A 17,865-nucleotide genomic window follows, 5' to 3' on the forward strand; every position below is an offset into this window, starting at 1 on the left:
CGGCTGACAGCTTTCGCGGGCATTCCTATCTGAGGCATGAGTCGGATTTCGCGGGCAGTTTGACGTGAGGCACTACGGCCGTACATGCCACTGTTTTCTCCAGCCGCAGACGTGTGCGGGAGATCATCGCGAATCACCGCGACGCCGAAGGAGCAACCACCTCCCGGGAATCTCTCAGGCTCAGGTACCGCACGCCGAGGCAACTCTGGAGACGAATCCGACGACGATGCCGGATTGACCGAAGGTGGCCACCGCTGGTGGCACAAACTCTCAGGTGAACGGACAGAGCAGGGAGGATCGGACCGGCACTCGCCCGTCCGGCGACAATCGGAGCACCGCACATGTCTGCTTTCCACTCGAATCCCCGACCCACCGACCTGTCCTCGGCTCTGCTGTCCGCGCCGCCCGCCGACTTCGATCCCGAGGTCGATGCCCTCATCGCGGCCGAGCTCGGCCGGCAGCGCACCGGGCTGGAGATGATCGCCTCGGAGAATCACGCCCCACTGGCCGTCATGCAGGCGCAGGGCAGCGTGCTGACCAACAAGTACGCGGAGGGCTACCCCGGACGCCGCTATTACGGCGGTTGCGAGCACGTCGATCGGATCGAACACCTCGCCAGGGAGCGGCTCAAGGCCCTGTTCGGCGCGGCCTTCGTCAATGTGCAACCCCATTCCGGGGCGCAGGCGAACGCCGCGGTGATGCACGCCCTGATGAATCCGGGTGACAAACTCCTGGGCTTGTCGCTCGCCGACGGCGGACATCTCACGGCACGGCATGCGGATCAACTTCTCCGGCCGGCTCTACGACGTTGCGTCCTATGGGGTGTCGCAGGACACGCATCGGATCGACATGGCCGAGGTGGCTGAACTCGCGCGAGAGCATCGGCCTGCGGTGATCGTCGCGGGCTGGTCGGCTCACCCGCGCCACCTCGATTTCGCGCGCTTCCGGCAGATCGCCGACGAGGTGGGTGCCTACCTCATGGTCGACATGGCCCATGTCGCGGGTCTGGTTGCGGCGGGTCTGCATCCGTCGCCGATACCGCATGCACACGTGGTCACCTCCACGACACACAAGACGCTCGGCGGACCGCGTGGCGGGGTCATCCTGACCAACGATGCGACACTGGCGAAGAAGATCGACAGCGCGGTGTTCCCCGGCCAGCAGGGCGGTCCGCTCGAGCACGTCATCGCCGCCAAGGCCACCGCATTCCGGATGGCCGCGACCGCGGAGTTCGCCGAGCGCCAGCAGCGGTGTCTGGTCGGTGCGCAGCACATCGCCGAGCGACTCGGACGCGCCGACGCGGCCGCCGCCGGGATCTCCGTGGTGACCGGCGGCACCGACGTCCATCTGGTGCTCGTCGATCTGCGCGACTCGCCCCTCGACGGCCGGCAGGCCGAAGATCTCCTGGCGCAGGTGGGGATCACGGTGAACCGCAACGCGGTACCGCGCGACCCACGTCCGCCCATGGTCACCTCGGGGCTTCGTATCGGCACTCCGGCGCTCGCCGCCCGGGGGTTCGACCGGGAGGCCTTCGCGGCCGTCGCCGAGATCATCGCGCGTGTGCTGATCGACGCCGCCGACACCGACGTGTCGGGCCTGGCTGACCGGGTCGGAGCCCTGGCCGAGGCACATCCCCTCTACGTGGAGATGGTGCCGGGACGCGTCGAGATGCCGGGGACATCCGAGGCGGCGACCAGCTACGCGGCAGTGACCAGCTACGTGGCAGCGGGGGCGGCACGATGACCGTCAGCGTGTTCGATCTCTTCTCGATCGGTGTCGGACCGTCGAGTTCACACACCGTCGGCCCGATGCGGGCGGCGCAGCGGTTCGTCGGCGGCCTCGCCGCAGCCGGGGATCTGCTCGAGGTGGACCGACTCGAGGTGGAGCTGTTCGGCTCGCTGGCGGCCACCGGCGCCGGTCACGGCACGTTGAGCGCGATCCTGCTCGGTCTCGAAGCACACCGGCCGGAGACCATCACCGCCGACACCAAGTCGGAGCGGCTCGAGGCGATAGGTCGCACCGGCCGAATCCGTCTCGGCGGGTTCGTCGACTTCGCCTACACCGAACGCGACATCCGGCTGCATCCCGGTCGGGTACTGCCCCGACATCCCAATGCGGTGGAGTTCCGAGCGCTGGGGCGCGACGGGAGGTGTCTGGCCGACGAGCGCTACTACTCCGTCGGCGGCGGATTCGTGGTCGCCGACGGCGAACCGGACGATGCCACTGCGGCGGGCGACGTGCCGCACCCGTACGGTTCGGCGGGCGAACTGCTCACGGTCTGCGCCGAGCGCGGATGGTCGATCGCCGAGGTCGCCCAGCGCAATGAGACCGTCACCCGGTCGGCCGACGACGTCCGCGACGGACTGCTGCACATCTGGACGGTGATGGACCAGTGCGTGCGGCGCGGGGTCACCACCGACGGCGAACTACCTGGTGGTCTCCGGGTCCGTCGGCGCGCGAAACAGTGGCGCGACGAGTTGATGCTCGAGGATCCGCTGCGATCGATGACCTATGCCGAGGACTGGGTCAACCTGGTGGCACTGGCGGTCAACGAGGAGAACGCTGCGGGCGGGCGGGTGGTGACCGCACCCACCAACGGCGCCGCCGGGATCGTGCCGGCGGTCATGCATTACGCCCGGCGCTACACGCCGGCGGGTCGTGCCGATCCCGACGACGTGACGGTGCGTTTCCTGCTGACCGCGGGGGTGATCGGCTGACTGATCAAGTCCGGTGCCTCCATTTCCGATGCCGACGTCGGGTGTCAGGGCGAAGTGGGTTCGGCGGCTGCGATGGCTGCCGGCGGACTGGCCGAGATCCTCGGTGGCACACCGGCACAGGTGGAGAATGCCGCCGAGATCGCGATGGAACACAGTCTCGGTTTGACCTGCGATCCGATCGGCGGACTGGTGCAGATCCCGTGCATCGAACGGAACGCGATATCAGCCGGCAAAGCCATCAATGCCGCACGGATGGCACTGCGGGGGAACGGAAGTCATCATGTAAGCCTCGATCAGGTGATCGCCACGATGCGTTCGACGGGTCATGACATGAACGCCAAGTACAAGGAGACGGCGACCGGCGGGCTGGCGATTCACGTGCCGCTCAGCGTGGTGGAGTGCTGAACGGTACCGACGAACCGAACGCGTCACGCAGAAAATCGCCCGCCTCGCGCAATGCCATGCGGGATTCGGGAGCCAGGCGAGGGAACATCTGGAACACGTGCCCTTGCCCGGGCCATTCCTGCAGTCGCACATCGGCGCCCGCCGCTCGCATGACCCGTGCGATGGCGCGCGCATCGTCGCCCATCATCTCGAGCCCACCGACCTGGATCAGCGTGGGCGGCAACGTCATCGCCTCATCGAGACTGATGCGCATCCGTGGATGATCCGGCGTGGCCGAACCTGTGTACAGCCGCAGGATACGTTGGGCCGAAACGGCATCGATGACGGGATCGCGGGTGCCCCGCAATTGGTTGGCAACCGCCAGGTCGAAGGTGGGGTCGTAGAGAGGGGAGAACAACACCAGCCCGCGAGGTTGGCCGACACCCCGCCGATGGTTGTCGGCGAGCAGGTCGAGCGCCAAATGACCTCCCGCCGAGTCGCCGCCCACGACGATCTGCTCTGGCCGGTAGCCCTGGGCGAGCAGCCAGTGGTACCCGCGGATCGCGTCGTCGCCGGCACTCGGGAACCGATACTCGGGACCGAGGCGGTAGTCCAGGCTGAACGCCGACAACCCGGTCTGCCGCGAGAGTCGGGCGACCAACCCACGGTGAGTGCGCGCCGAACAGACGACGTACCCGCTGCCGTGCAGGTAGTAGAGAATCCGTGTCTCGGCGGGTCGGTCCGGTCGCGCCGGGCCGCCGTGGGCGCCGACCCACTCGCCGCGCACCTGGCCGCTGGAGACGAACTGGTGCACACGCTCGGCCCGGGTGCCGGCCGGGACCGGAGACATCGCCACCAGGGTCCGGTTGACACCGGGGCGCATCGCCGAGATCAGTCGCGGGGATGGGCCGGAGCGCCCCATCCCGGCCACCATCAGAGGGTGGGCCACGCGGGCCAGATAGCCGTTGACGGCCCGGGAGCGGAGCGAGCCCGCACCTCTCGGGCGCCATTGCTGATCGGTTGTCCGTACACTCACAACTCGACGCTAACCCTGTGAGCAGTTTCCGAGGACCATTTCAGGCTCATACGCTGCGCAATCATCACGATTGTGCTATCCGGATTTCGATACTGGGTACCCGCCGTGAGAAAATGGCTGACAATGCTTTCGCGTAAGCAGGGTGGTGCCGGGGAGAACGACTCGACCCGGGTGCGCCGTCAGCAATGGGGCTGACACGGACACCGCCACGTGGCCCACGGACCTCCCAGGTCAGCCCAACGATTCGGGAGGCATCGCCAGGCCGGTGGCGGCGTCGACATGGACAGACGTCACAGTGTCCGTCAATGGACACGAGGGTGAATGCGTGCGCAGCGTCGCGCACACAGTGAGGCGAACTTATGAAGCATGCTCCGGGCCCCATCGGGCTCTATGACCCGGTCAACGAGCACGACTCCTGCGGTGTCGCATTCGTCGTCGACATGCACGGCCGTCGCAGCCGCGACATCGTCGACAAGGCCATCACCGCATTGGTGAACCTGGAACATCGCGGTGCGGCGGGTGCCGAGCCGAACACCGGCGACGGCGCCGGCATCATGATCCAGGTTCCCGACCGCTTCCTGCGGGAAACCGTCGACTTCGAACTGCCCGCAGAGGGCTCGTATGCCACCGGCATCGCCTTCCTGCCGCAGGGCTCCGAGGACGCCCGCGTCGCCACCGAGGGCGTCGAGAAGATCGTCGAGGCCGAGGGGCTGACCCTGCTCGGCTGGCGCGAGGTGCCCACCAACGAGAACTCGCTGGGTGCGCTCGCGCGCGACGCGATGCCGACGTTCCGGCAGGTGTTCATCGCCGGCGCCGAGGGTATGGACCTGGAGCGCCGCGCGTTCGTCGTGCGCAAGCGGGTGCAAGCCGAGCTGGGCACCAAGGGTGCCGGCGCGGACGGCCCGGGCCGTGAGACCGTCTACTTCCCCAGCCTGTCGGGTCAGACCTTCGTCTACAAGGGCATGCTGACCACGCCGCAGCTGCGTGAGTTCTACCTGGACCTGCAGGACTCGCGTGTCGAGAGCGCGCTCGGACTCGTGCACTCGCGATTCTCCACCAACACCTTCCCGTCCTGGCCGCTGGCGCATCCGTTCCGGCGCGTCGCCCACAACGGCGAGATCAACACCGTCACCGGCAACGAGAACTGGATGCGGGCGCGCGAGGCGCTGATCGACGCGAGTGCATTCGGCGATTCGGATGTGGCCGACAAGATCTTCCCGACCTGCACCCCGGGTGCCTCGGATACCGCGCGGTTCGACGAGGTGCTCGAACTGCTGCACCTCGGTGGCCGCAGCCTGCCGCATGCCGTGCTGATGATGATCCCGGAGGCCTGGGAGCGGCACGAGTCGATGAAGCCGGCGCACCGTGCGTTCTACGAGTACCACTCGGCGCTCATGGAGCCCTGGGACGGACCGGCGTCGGTGTGCTTCACCGACGGCACTGTCGTCGGCGCCGTGCTCGACCGCAACGGTCTGCGGCCGAGCCGCATCTGGGTCACCAAGGACGGCCTCGTGGTGATGGCGTCGGAGGTCGGCGTCCTCGACATCGATCACGCCGACGTGGTGCAGAAGATGCGCCTGCAGCCGGGCCGCATGTTCCTGGTGGACACTGCCGCCGGCCGCATCGTCGACGACGAGGAGATCAAGGACGAACTCGCCGCCGAGCACCCCTACCAGGAGTGGCTCGACCAGGGCCTCGTGCACATCGACGACGTCGCGGCACTCCCGCACGTGCACATGGCGCACGAGCGCGTCGCCCTGCGCCAGCAGGTCTTCGGCTACACCACCGAGGAACTCAACCTGCTGGTGGCGCCGATGGCCAAGACCGGTGCCGAGGCGATCGGCTCGATGGGTACCGACACCCCGATCGCGGTGCTCTCGGCCCGTCCGCGCATGCTGTTCGACTACTTCCAGCAGATGTTCGCCCAGGTCACCAACCCGCCGCTGGACGCCATCCGCGAGGAGGTCGTCACCAGCGTCGGCGGCACCATCGGCCGTGAGGCCGACCTGTTGCACCCGGGACCGGAGTCCTGCCGGCAGATCGTGCTGCCCGAACCGGTGCTCGACAACGACACCCTGGCCAAACTGGTCAACGTCGGCGACAACGGCGACCTGCCGGACTTCCGCAGCGCACACATCCACGGCCTCTACGAGGTCTCCGAGGGTGGTGCAGGCCTGCGCCGTGCCCTCGACGAGATCCGCACCAAAGTCAGCGCCGCCATCGAAGACGGCGTGTCGATCATCGTGCTGTCGGATCGGGAGTCCGACGAGAAGCTCGCCCCGATCCCGTCGCTGCTGCTGACCTCGGCCGTGCACCATCACCTGGTGCGCGAGCGCAAGCGCACCCAGGTCGGGCTGGTGGTCGAGTCCGGTGACTGCCGCGAGGTCCACCACATCGCCGCGCTGGTCGGCTTCGGTGCCGCCGCGGTCAACCCGTACATGGCCTTCGAGTCCATCGAGGACATGGTCGAGCGGGGCGTACTCGGCGACATCGACTTCGCCACCGCCAAGAAGAACTACATCAAGGCCGGCGGCAAGGGTGTTCTCAAGGTGATGTCCAAGATGGGCATCTCCACCCTGGCCTCCTACACCGGTGCCCAGCTGTTCCAGGTCATCGGCCTCTCGCAGGAGACCGTCGACGAGTTCTTCACCGGACTCAACAGCCAGCTCGGCGGCATCGGCCTCGACGAGATCGCCGACGATGTGGCCACCCGCCACCGGCTGGCCTTCACCGACCGGCCCAGCGAGCGAGCTCACCGCGAACTCGAGGTCGGCGGCGAATACCAGTGGCGCCGCGAAGGCGAGTATCACCTGTTCAACCCGGACACGGTGTTCAAGTTGCAGCACTCCACCCGCACCGGTCAGTACAAGGTGTTCAAGGAGTACACCAAGCTCGTCGACGACCAGTCGTCGAAGATGGCCTCGCTGCGCGGCCTGTTCGACTTCAACTTCGGTGACCGCGACCCGATCCCGATCGACAAGGTCGAACCGGCCAGCGAGATAGTCAAGCGCTTCTCCACCGGCGCGATGAGCTTCGGCTCCATCTCGGCCGAGGCGCACGAGACCCTCGCCATCGCGATGAACCGCCTGCAGGGGCGGTCCAACTCGGGCGAGGGCGGCGAGGATCCGCGCCGCTTCCACCACGATGAGAACGGCGACTGGCGACGCAGCGCGATCAAGCAGGTCGCGTCGGGCCGATTCGGGGTCACCTCGCACTATCTGACCAACTGCACCGACATCCAGATCAAGATGGCCCAGGGCGCCAAGCCCGGCGAGGGCGGACAGCTCCCGCCGCACAAGGTGTACCCGTGGGTCGCCGAGGTGCGCGGCTCCACGCCGGGCGTCGGCCTCATCTCGCCGCCGCCGCATCACGACATCTACTCGATCGAGGATCTCGCACAGCTGATCCACGACTTGAAGAACGCCAACCCGCAGGCCCGGATTCACGTGAAACTGGTCTCCGAGGTGGGTGTGGGCACCGTCGCCGCGGGCGTGTCCAAGGCGCACGCCGACGTGGTGCTCATCTCGGGCCACGACGGCGGCACCGGCGCGACCCCGCTGACGTCGATGAAGCATGCCGGCGCCCCCTGGGAGATCGGTCTGGCCGAGACCCAGCAGACGTTGCTGCTCAACGGACTTCGTGACCGCATCGTCGTCCAGGTGGACGGTCAGCTCAAGACCGGCCGCGACGTGGTGGTGGCCGCACTGCTCGGTGCCGAGGAGTACGGCTTCGCCACCGCACCGCTGGTGGTGTCGGGCTGCATCATGATGCGCGTGTGCCACCTCGACACCTGCCCGGTGGGTGTGGCGACGCAGAATCCGTTGCTGCGTGAACGGTTCACCGGCAAACCGGAGTTCGTGGAGAACTTCTTCATGTTCATCGCCGAGGAGGTGCGGGAACTGCTGGCACGTCTGGGCTTCCGCACCCTGCAGGAAGCGGTCGGACACGTCGAGGCGCTCGACACCACCAAGGCGCTGTCGCACTGGGGCTCGGCGAAGGCCGGCAAGCTCGATCTGTCGTCGGTGCTCGCGATGCCCGAGTCCCCGTTCATGAACCAGGACCTCTACTGCTCGGGTGTGCAGGATCATTCGCTGGACAAGGCACTCGACCAGCAACTGATCGCACAGAGCCGGGAAGCCATCGACAGCGGCACCCGGGTCTCGTTCAGCTCCAAGATCACCAACGTCAACCGGACCGTCGGCACCATGCTCGGCCACGAGGTCACCAAGGCCTATGGCGCGCATGGTCTTCCGGACGGCACAATCATGATCGACTTCACCGGATCGGCCGGCAACAGCTTCGGTGCGTTCGTGCCCAAGGGCATCACGCTGCGACTCGAGGGTGACGCCAACGACTTCGTCGGCAAGGGCCTGTCCGGTGGGCGACTGGTGGTCCGTCCGGCCCGCAATGCACCGGAAGGATTTGTCGCCGAGAACAACATCATCGCCGGCAACGTCATCGGATTCGGCGCCACCGGCGGCAAGATCTTCTTGCGCGGTGTAGTCGGCGAACGCTTCTGCGTTCGTAACTCCGGTGCGACCGCGATCGTCGAGGGTGTCGGCGACCACGGCTGCGAGTACATGACCGGCGGGCGCGTGGTGGTCCTCGGTGACACCGGCCGCAACTTCGCCGCCGGCATGTCGGGCGGCATCGCCTACGTATACGACCCGTACGGCAAGCTCGGCGACAACCTGAACACCGAACTCGTCGACCTCGAGGAGCTCGACGACGAGGACATCGCGTTCCTGTACGGCATCGTCGAAGAGCACCGCGCCGAGACCGATTCACCCGTCGCAGCCGCGGTACTCGCCGATTGGGAGAACAACAAGGACAAGTTCTCCAAGGTGATGCCGCGCGATTACAAGAAGGTGTTGCTCGCGATCGAGAACGCCGAGCGATCCGGACGAGACGTGAACGAAGCGATCATGGAGGCCGCACGTGGCTGACCCCAGAGGATTTCTCAAGCACACCGAGCGGGAGTTGCCCGACCGGCGGCCGGTCGAGCTGCGACTGCTGGACTGGAAAGAGGTATACACCGACTTCGACAAGAAGGAACTGCAGACGCAGGCAAGCCGCTGCATGGACTGCGGTATACCCTTCTGCCACAACGGCTGCCCGCTGGGGAACCTGATTCCCGAGTGGAACGACCTGGTCTACAACGACCGGTGGCGCGACGGAATCGAGCGGCTGCACGCGACCAACAACTTCCCGGAGTTCACCGGGCGGCTGTGCCCGGCGCCGTGTGAGGCGTCGTGCGTGCTGGGTATCAACCAGCCCGCCGTGACCATCAAGCAGGTGGAGGTCGAGCTCATCGACAACGCCTTCGAGAACGGTTGGGTCGCCCCGGTGCTGCCGACGGAGAAGACCGGCAAGTCGGTTGCCGTCATCGGCTCCGGCCCGGCCGGACTCGCCGCCGCCCAGCAGATGACCCGCGCCGGACACGACGTCACACTGTTCGAGCGGGCCGATCGCATCGGCGGGCTGCTGCGCTACGGCATCCCCGAGTTCAAGATGGAAAAGCGCCACATCGATCGCCGGCTGGCGCAGATGGAGGCAGAGGGCACCGTCTTCAAAACCGGTGTGAACGTGGGCGTCGACGTCACCGTCGAGCAGTTGCGCGCCGACTTCGACGCGGTGATCCTGGCCAACGGCTCCACCATCGGCCGTGATCTGCCGATCCCGGGCCGCGAACTCGACGGCATCCATCAGGCGATGGAGTTCCTCCCGCAGGCCAACCGGGTGCAGCTCGGCGACACCGTCGAGGGCCAGATCTCCGCCGAGGGCAAGAAGGTCGTCATCATCGGCGGCGGCGACACCGGCGCCGACTGCCTGGGTACCTCGCTGCGCCAAGGCGCCGAGATCGTGCACCAGTTCGAGATCATGCCCAAGCCGCCGATCGAGCGTGCCGAGTCCACGCCGTGGCCGACCTACCCGCTGATGTACCGCGTGTCGTCGGCGCACGAGGAGGGCGGCGAGCGCGTCTACTCGGTCAACACCGAGGAGTTCATCGGCAGCGACGGCAAGGTCACCGCCCTCAAGGCCCACGAGGTCGTCATGCGCGACGGTCGCTTCGAGAAGGTCGAGGGCAGCGAGTTCGAGCTGGAATGCGACCTGGTGCTGTTCGCGATGGGCTTTGTCGGGCCCGAACGCGGCGACCTGCTCGACAAGATGGGCGTCGAATACGACCAGCGCGGCAACATCAAGCGCGACGACGATTTCGCGGCCATCGGGCAGGACGGAGTCTTCGTGGCCGGTGACGCCGGGCGTGGCCAGTCGCTGATCGTGTGGGCGATCGCCGAGGGGCGCTCGGCGGCCGCGGCAGCCGACGCCTACCTCGCCGGCCGCTCGGACCTGCCGGCGCCGATCGTGCCCACCCAGGTGGCGCAGCGCTGAGCTCAGACGCATGAGAAGTGGGGGGGGGGGGGGGGGGGGGGGGGGGCGGGGGGGGGGGGGGGGGGGGGGGGGGAGGGGGGGGGGGGGGGGGGGGGGGGCGGCGCAGCGCACACAACAACCCACCCCCCCCCACCCCCCCCCCCCCCCACCCCCCCCCCCCCCCCCCCCCCCCGCGCCCCCCCCCCCCCCCCCCCCCTCCCCCCCCCCCCCCCCCCCCTCCCCCCCCCCCCCCCCCCCCCCCCCCCCCCCCCGGCCCCCCCCCCCCCCCCCCCCCCCCCCCCCCCCCCCCACTTCTCGATTGTGCGGCTTTACACTGAAGCGCCATCCGACGCCGCAGTCGACAATTTGACGACACCGCGCCCTGGGCCGCTCCTGATGTGGTGAACTGATGGCAAGGTGGTTAGATGTCCCCACCGCTGGGGGCACCTGCACGACCGACAGGATTGCCATGACCACTCTGCCCGCGGATGCGGTGGTGGATCGACGCACCAGGCCCAAGGACCGCAAGCAACGAATCCTCATCAAGGCGGCAGAACTCTTCCGCGCCTCGGGGTACGCCGCGGTCGCGATGAGCGACATCGCTGCGGGAGTCGGTATCGGGCCCAGCGCGCTGTACCGGCACTATCGCAACAAACAGGAACTCCTGCTCGCCGCGTTCGACCAGGCCTTGTGTCGTTACGAGGAGGCGGTACGTGGCGTCGATGACCCGTTCGAGGTCGCGCGCAACGTGGTCGGTATCGCGGCTCAATCCCAAACCCTCGACGCGCTCTGGAGCCGCGACAAGGGCCACGTCGGCCCCGTGGCACGAAGCGAGCTGCGGGTGCGCATCGTCGAGGTGTCCGAGACGATTGCCGCCGCCATCGCGAAGGACGCGCCGCCGGATGCGGTCCCTGCCGACGCCGCCGCATGGTCGATCCTGGCCATGGTGAATTGGCCGGGACATCGGCCGCTACCGGTGCCGCCCGGCGACCGGGACCGCGTGTTGTCTGCGGCAGTGCGCGCCGCGGTGGAATGCGCGCGTCGGCCTGACTCGTCACCCGACATGGCGCCTCGGGTCACCGACCTGCCGGTGCCGATGGATCCGGGCGCCGGACTGCTGCCCGTCGCACGCCGCGAGGCCGTGTTGAACGCGGCCATCACCATGTTCGCGGTGAACGGGTACAGCAACGTCAGCCTCGATGACATCGGCGACGTCGTCGGCATCGCCGGCCCGAGTGTCTACAATCACTTCAGCAGCAAGCGTGAACTCCTGGCATGCGGCCTCGACCGCGCCGTCGCGGCGATGTGGCTGGAGCTGGGACAGGTGTTGTCGCGCAGCGTGGACGCCGCCCAGGCGCTCGACGACCTGCTGGCCTGTTACGCGCGTTTCGCGCAGGCACACTGGGATCTCATCGCGGTCAGCCTGTCGCACTCCGTAGCCCTCGACGACGAGGCCCTGCTGGCATTGGCGCGGGCCTACCAGGACTACGTCGGCGAGTGGCGCCGGCTGGTGCAGGCGTGCCGGCCCGAACTGCGGTCCGACGAAGCCCACGCCCTGGTGGAATTGGCGTTGGCAGTGATCAACGGTGTGGTGCGCGTGGACAACCTACGTGGACCGGCCCTGCCTGGCCATGCACAACTACTGGCCAAGGCGGTGCTGAACGCACCGCTGCCCGTCTGAGAACTTCCGGTCGCGACGCGGGATCAGCGCGAGGCCAGCACTCTGGTCATCTGAGTCGGCACGGTGTCGGCGAGTCGCTGGAAGGCGAGTTGCGCGATCGGGTCGGCGAGGCGGGCCAGGCCGTTGAACTCCACATGCGCCCGATAGGTGATGACCGTCGAGGTGGCGTTTTCGGCGCGGAAGCTCAGGTCGTCGACCGATGTCGCGGTCTTGTTGCGGCCGGTGAACACGAGGTGATCGGGTGCATCCGCGGTCAATTCGTAGGTCAGCGTCGTCGACATACCGAACAACTTGCTCTCGTTGTGCCAGCGGGTGCCCTCGCTGACCGGGTCCGTGCCGATCTGCTCACACGTCTGGGTGCCCGGGTCCCATTCGACGGCGTTGGCGAAGTCGCGCAGGTAGGCGACGACCTCGTCGCGGGGACGCGGCACGGTGAAGGTGCGGGAGACATCGACCATGGTCACTCCTTGTTGCGCGATCGACGCGCGGCGTCGGTGGGGGTTGTCGTAGGAGTATTCGGCGCGACCCGAGACCGCGGATGGGTCAGTAGACTCGGGCCCGCGAGATTCGGGTTGCAGGGCCCCGGTTCCGGCGGCACCGGGCGGGTGAGGGAGGGACGACGATGCGGTTGCGCGCGTTGATGATCTGGTTGACCACAGTCGTGTCGGCGATCGGCGCCACGGTGGCCATCACGGCTCCGGCGGCCGGCGCACCGCAAGGCTGCCCGAAGCTCTACGTGCTGGCGATACCGGGTACCTGGGCCGACGGCACGAACCCCGGGATTCTGGGGGATGTCACCGCGGGCCTCGGTGCCGAGACCGCCGTGCAGTTCGTCGGCTACGACGCCACGGCATTCCCCTGGGAGAAGGCGGTGTACGGCAAGTCGAAGGCACAGGCCGTCGCCAACACCACCGGCTTGGCGCGGACCATGCTCAACCGCTGCCCGCGCACCCGCATTGCGGTTGTCGGCTACAGCCAGGGCGCCGACGCTGCCGGCGACTTCGCCTCCGAGGTCGGCACCGGGCGCGCGGCGATCCGCCCCAGCGCAGTCGCGGGTGTGGTGCTGATCTCCGATCCGCGCAGATCTGCACGCGACAACCTCGTCGGCCCGCCCCTGCGCGGGGAGGGCAGCGGGGGACCGCGGCTGGACGGCATGGGGTGGGTGTCGCCGCGTGCATTCACCATCTGCGAGCCCGGCGACCTCTACTGCAACGTGCCGCAGGATTACTTCCTCACCCGCATCGTCGGCTACCTCGCGGAGACCAGCGACCCCACGCCGAGCCAGATCGGCCAGTACCAGGCAGAAGCCGGGGCGATCATCACCGAACTCCTCACCCTGGGCGGGCCCGGCAAGATCGTCGAGGAACTCAGCAATGCGCGGGCCCGCGAGCAGATCACCTCGTTCAATCGCTTCCTGCAGTCGGGTGCGCACAGCAACTACGCCACATTTAAGGTTCGGCCGGGTGTGACGGCAGTCCAGTGGGCACACAACCATCTCGCCCGACTGGCGTGATCCGGGTGTGAGATGGTCTGGTTCGTCCGTCGGTCGTACCCAGCTGTGTTTCTGCTCACAAATTTTCGCCTGTCGCTACCGAATTCGTAACGATTCCGATGCGATGATCGACGTACAGACAGCAACGGCTTTACTTTGACGGCCCGGCGGCAGGGTCTGAGTGTGGCGAAGACAACGTCTGTTGAACGCGCTATATCGCTTGGGCCGAGCCCGTCGACCGACTAAAGTAAGCCGAGTTCGACACCATGAAGAGCGAGTCCACGGTAGTAAAGCAGGGAAGTGATTGGTCATGAGGTTGTCCAATACATCCTCCGGTCCACGCCGCCAAGCCAGGCTGAGTTCGATCACCGGTCGATTCGGCCGTGCGCGATCCGCTCGTTCGTTTCCCGCCGAGGCGGAACGCCTGATCACCCCGGCCGAACTGCGCCGTCTGCAGGCCTGACGGACACCTCTGTCAGCCGCGGGTCACCCGGCAGATCTGGCCACCGAGTTCCACCACGTCACCGCGCGTGAGCTGGCGCCCACGCCGCGTCTCCACCTCGCCGTTGACCGACACGTCGCCGTCGGCGATCACTTCTTTCGCCTCGGCGCCCGAGTCGATGAGGTTGGCCAACTTCAGAAACTGGCCCAACCGGATCGACTCGTCGCGGATGGGCACCTCGTCGATATCGGATCCGTCCACGGTCCACATATTGCCCAACCTCGGCCAGATGGGCGAGCCCGCCCCGTAACGTTTAGCCATGACGTTGGACATCCCGCGGACTCCGGCGCCGGACGAGGTCGTCGCCGAACCCGTACACGAGCCATCGGCCGCCGAGCGGCGGTCGCGAGATCTGCTCGAGCGCATCCGTTCACCGCGGGGCTTCGGCCAAGCTGCGCCACGCATCGCCGGGACGGTGCTGGGCATCATGGCCGCCGTCTCCTTGCTGTCGAGCCTGTTCCCGTGGTTCCGCCGGCTCATCCACGTGCCGCGCGACTATCTCGACACCTTCGTCATCACCCTGCCGGACACCAGTTTCGCGTGGGCATTCGTGCTGGGGCTGATGGCGTTCGCCCTGTCCATGCGCAAGCGGATCGCCTGGTGGATCTGCGTGGTGTATCTGACGCTGTACGCGGTGGGCAACGCGATCTATCTGGTGCCCGCTCTCGCCGACGATCTGTCGGTGACCGGTACCGACCGGATCAACCTCTGGATCGGCATCATCGTGGATCTGGCCGCACTGGCCTATCTGATCCTCACTTATCGGCAGTTCTACACCCGCGTGCGTCGGGGCGCGTTGCTGCGGGCGCTCGGTGTGCTGGTGGCCGGACTCGTCATCGGCAGTCTGCTCGGCTGGGCGCTGGTATGGATCTTCCCGCACACCCTGACCCGCGCTGACCGGCTGCCGTACGCGATCAATCGGGTGGTCGCCTTCGGGTCGGTTGATCAGGAACCCGCATTCGAAGGCCGGCACGCGCTGGCGCCGGTGAACGGACTGCTGGGCCTGTTCGGTGCGCTCGCGCTGATCGCCGCGGCGATGGTTTTGTTCCGCTCGGTCAGGCTGAAATCACTGATCACCGCCGACGACGAGCGACTGATCCGTGCCCAGATCGCCGCCTTCAATGACGATGACTCGCTCGCCTACTTCTCCACCCGCCGCGACAAGGCGGTGGTGTTCGCGCCGAACGGCCGCGCGGCGGTCACCTACCGGGTGGAGGTGGGTGTGGGTTTGGCCGGTGGAGACCCCATCGGTGACCCCGATTCATGGGGCGAGGCCATCGCCGAGTTCCTCGCGCTGTGTGAGCGCTACGGGTGGCATCCGGCCGCTATGGGAACCAGCAGTCGGGGGGCCGCCGCCTACGACGCCGCCGGATTCGGGTCGCTGAACATCGGTGACGAGGCGATCATCCCGACCCGTGGCTTCAGCATCAACGGGCCGGCGATGAAAGCGGTCCGCCAAGCGGTCACACGTACCAAACGGGCCGGAATCACCATTCGCATCCGCCGGCACGCCGAGATCTCCACAGACTCGAACGACGGGAAGCCGTCGGAGATGGCGCAGATGATCGCGCGGGCCGACGCCTGGCGCGACACCGACGAGGAACGCGGATTCGCGATGGCGTTGGGCCGACTCGGCGATCCGCTCGACGGGGACTGTCTGCTCGTCGAAGCCGTGGAGAACGCCGGCACCGACCACGAGAAGGTGGTCGGCATGTTGTCCTTCGTGCCGTGGGGCCGCACCGGCGTCTCGCTGGATGTGATGCGCCGCGACCGTGGTGCGGTCAACGGTCTCGTCGAGACGATGGTGACCGAACTCGCCCGCGAGTCCGAGCAGTACGGCGTCACCGAGATCTCCCTCAACTTCGCGGCCTTCCGCGCGTTCTTCGAACACGGCGCCGACATCGGGGCCGGCCCGGTGATGCGCGCGACCTACTCGGTGCTGATGTTCGGCTCGAAGTTCTTCCAGATGGAGTCGCTGTACAAGTCCAATGCGAAGTACCGGCCGGAATGGCGGCCACGCTTTCTGTGCTACGAGGACAACCGAATGATGCCGCGGGTCGCGCTCGCCGCGATCGTCACCGAGGGTTTCGTCCGGCTGCCGCGATTCGGTCGTGCGCGGCACTACACCGAGGGCCGCTCGGCCATTCCCGCCGGTGTCGACCTCGACGAGCTGATCGCCGAACTGGCCGACGAGTCCGTCGTGGGTGCGATCGAGGTACATCGGCCCGAACAGGTGCGGGTGCGCCTGGCCAAGTTGGATCGGTTGACCGAGCAGGGGTTTGATCCGTACCCACCCGCCGATGCACCGACGCACACCATCGCGCAGGCCGTCGCGGCACCGGAAGGCACCACGGTGACCATCGCCGGACGTGTCACCCGACTGCGTGACTTCGGCAAGGTGGCCTTCGCCGACGTGCACGACTGGTCCGGGCAGGTGCAGGTGCTGGTCGAGGCGAACGCGGTGATTCCGGGCACGCCGGACTTCGGCTCCGACGTCGACCTCGGTGATCTGATCGAGGCCCGCGGTGTGGTGGGCCGGAGCCGGTCCGGTGAACTGTCGATCCTCATCGACGCGTGGCGGTTCAACGGCAAGTGCCTGCGGCCGTTGCCCGACAAGTGGAGTGGCCTCACCGATCCAGAGGCGCGCGTGCGGCAACGCTACGTGGATCTCGCCATCAATTCGCGCAGCCGCGAGTTGTTGAACACCCGCAGCGTGGTGGTGAAGTCGATGCGCGACTTCCTCGCGGCGCGTGGCTATCTCGAGGTGGAGACACCGATCCTGCAGCAGATCCACGGCGGGGCCAACGCGACACCGTTCCAGACGCACATCAATGCCTATGACCTCGACCTGTACCTGCGGATCGCACCGGAGCTGTACCTGAAGCGGCTCTGTGTGGGTGGGGTGGAGAAGGTGTTCGAGATCGGCCGCAACTTCCGCAACGAGGGTGTCGACTTCAGTCACAATCCGGAGTTCACCAGCCTGGAAGCCTATGAGGCACACAGCGATTACCGCAAGATGCTCGACCTCACCCGCGAGATGATCCAGCACGCCGCGACCGCCGCCTACGGTGAACCGGTGATCGTGCGCCGCGACGACGACGGTAACGAAGAACGCGTCGACATCTCCGGGCAGTGGCCGGTGCGCACCGTGCACGAGGTGGTCTCCGACGGTGCGGGTGAGGAGGTGACACCCGAGACAACGGTGGAGACGCTGCGGGCGATCTGCGATCGCCTCGACATCGCCTATCGGCCCGACTGGGACGCCGGCCAGGTGGTGCTGGAGCTCTACGAGCATCTCGGCGAAGATCGGACCACCTTCCCGACCTTCTACACCGACTTCCCGACATCGACGTCGCCGCTGACGCGAGCCCACCGGACGATCCCGGGTGTCGCCGAACGCTGGGACCTGGTGGCGTGGGGTGTCGAATTGGGTACCGCCTACACCGAGCTCACCGATCCCGTGGAGCAACGCAGCCGGTTGACCGCGCAGTCGGTGCTCGCCGCGGGTGGCGATCCGGAGGCGATGGAACTCGACGAGGACTTTCTGCAGGCCCTCGAGTACGCGATGCCGCCGACCGGTGGCCTCGGTGTCGGCGTGGATCGTGTGGTCATGCTCATCACCGGCCAGTCGATTCGGGAATCGTTGGCGTTCCCGTTGGCCAAGCCGCAGGGCTACTGACC

General features: G+C 67.3%; 9 protein-coding genes, 2 pseudogenes and 1 riboswitch. Of the genes and pseudogenes, 8 read left to right on the forward strand and 3 right to left on the reverse strand.

The window, feature by feature from the left end; all coding sequences use genetic code 11:
* Positions 1-106: 106 nt before the first annotated feature.
* Positions 107-200, forward strand: a riboswitch (glycine riboswitch).
* A 141-nt stretch (positions 201-341) separates the two neighbouring features.
* Positions 342-1,743 (forward strand): annotated as a pseudogene (gene glyA / locus VX037_RS22510) (serine hydroxymethyltransferase).
* A pseudogene (locus VX037_RS22515) lies at positions 1,740-3,122 on the forward strand (L-serine ammonia-lyase). Before glyA ends, VX037_RS22515 begins: the two co-directional pseudogenes overlap by 4 nt.
* Here VX037_RS22515 and VX037_RS22520 read toward each other — a convergent pair.
* Positions 3,103-4,137: an alpha/beta hydrolase gene (locus VX037_RS22520; protein ID WP_328715947.1), complete on the reverse strand. Its 1,035-nt coding sequence runs from the start codon at positions 4,135-4,137 to the stop codon at positions 3,103-3,105. The pseudogene VX037_RS22515 and the gene VX037_RS22520 sit on opposite strands and share 20 nt — an antisense overlap.
* Before the next feature lie 359 nt (positions 4,138-4,496).
* Here VX037_RS22520 and gltB point away from each other — a divergent pair, with 359 nt between their 5' ends.
* The 3 genes from gltB to VX037_RS22535 all read left to right on the forward strand — a co-directional run bounded on the left by gltB (position 4,497) and on the right by VX037_RS22535 (position 12,190).
* On the forward strand, positions 4,497-9,083 hold the full coding sequence (gltB, locus tag VX037_RS22525) for a glutamate synthase large subunit (RefSeq protein ID WP_235725649.1): 4,587 nt from the start codon (positions 4,497-4,499) through the stop codon (positions 9,081-9,083).
* Positions 9,076-10,530, forward strand: coding sequence for a glutamate synthase subunit beta (locus VX037_RS22530; RefSeq protein ID WP_287017081.1), 1,455 nt, complete (start codon positions 9,076-9,078; stop codon positions 10,528-10,530). Before gltB ends, VX037_RS22530 begins: the two co-directional genes overlap by 8 nt.
* A 448-nt stretch (positions 10,531-10,978) precedes the next feature.
* Positions 10,979-12,190: a TetR/AcrR family transcriptional regulator gene (locus VX037_RS22535; protein WP_328715949.1), complete on the forward strand. Its 1,212-nt coding sequence runs from the start codon at positions 10,979-10,981 to the stop codon at positions 12,188-12,190.
* A 23-nt stretch (positions 12,191-12,213) separates the two neighbouring features.
* Here the strand turns inward: VX037_RS22535 and VX037_RS22540 are convergent, their stop codons facing one another.
* The gene (locus VX037_RS22540; RefSeq protein WP_266062946.1) at positions 12,214-12,648 is read right to left on the reverse strand and encodes an SRPBCC family protein; all 435 of its coding nucleotides are present in this window, start codon (positions 12,646-12,648) and stop codon (positions 12,214-12,216) included.
* A 164-nt stretch (positions 12,649-12,812) separates the two neighbouring features.
* Here VX037_RS22540 and VX037_RS22545 point away from each other — a divergent pair, with 164 nt between their 5' ends.
* On the forward strand, positions 12,813-13,703 hold the full coding sequence (locus VX037_RS22545) for a cutinase family protein (protein ID WP_235725655.1): 891 nt from the start codon (positions 12,813-12,815) through the stop codon (positions 13,701-13,703).
* Positions 13,704-13,992: 289 nt separating this feature from the next.
* Complete coding sequence (locus VX037_RS22550; protein WP_235725657.1) at positions 13,993-14,145, forward strand: hypothetical protein; 153 nt, start codon at positions 13,993-13,995, stop codon at positions 14,143-14,145.
* A gap of 12 nt (positions 14,146-14,157) precedes the next feature.
* Here VX037_RS22550 and VX037_RS22555 read toward each other — a convergent pair whose 3' ends face one another.
* Positions 14,158-14,385 carry an RNA-binding S4 domain-containing protein gene (locus VX037_RS22555; RefSeq protein ID WP_235725659.1) on the reverse strand — a complete coding sequence of 76 codons (228 nt, stop codon included), beginning with the start codon at positions 14,383-14,385 and terminating at the stop codon, positions 14,158-14,160.
* 58 nt (positions 14,386-14,443) lie between these two features.
* Between VX037_RS22555 and lysX the strand changes: the two genes are divergently transcribed.
* Positions 14,444-17,863, forward strand: coding sequence for a bifunctional lysylphosphatidylglycerol synthetase/lysine--tRNA ligase LysX (gene lysX / locus VX037_RS22560; protein WP_235725663.1), 3,420 nt, complete (start codon positions 14,444-14,446; stop codon positions 17,861-17,863).
* Positions 17,864-17,865: the final 2 nt, after the last annotated feature.

It is taken from the genome of Gordonia sp. Z-3, from assembly GCF_036233855.1.
Lineage (GTDB): Bacteria > Actinomycetota > Actinomycetes > Mycobacteriales > Mycobacteriaceae > Gordonia > Gordonia tangerina.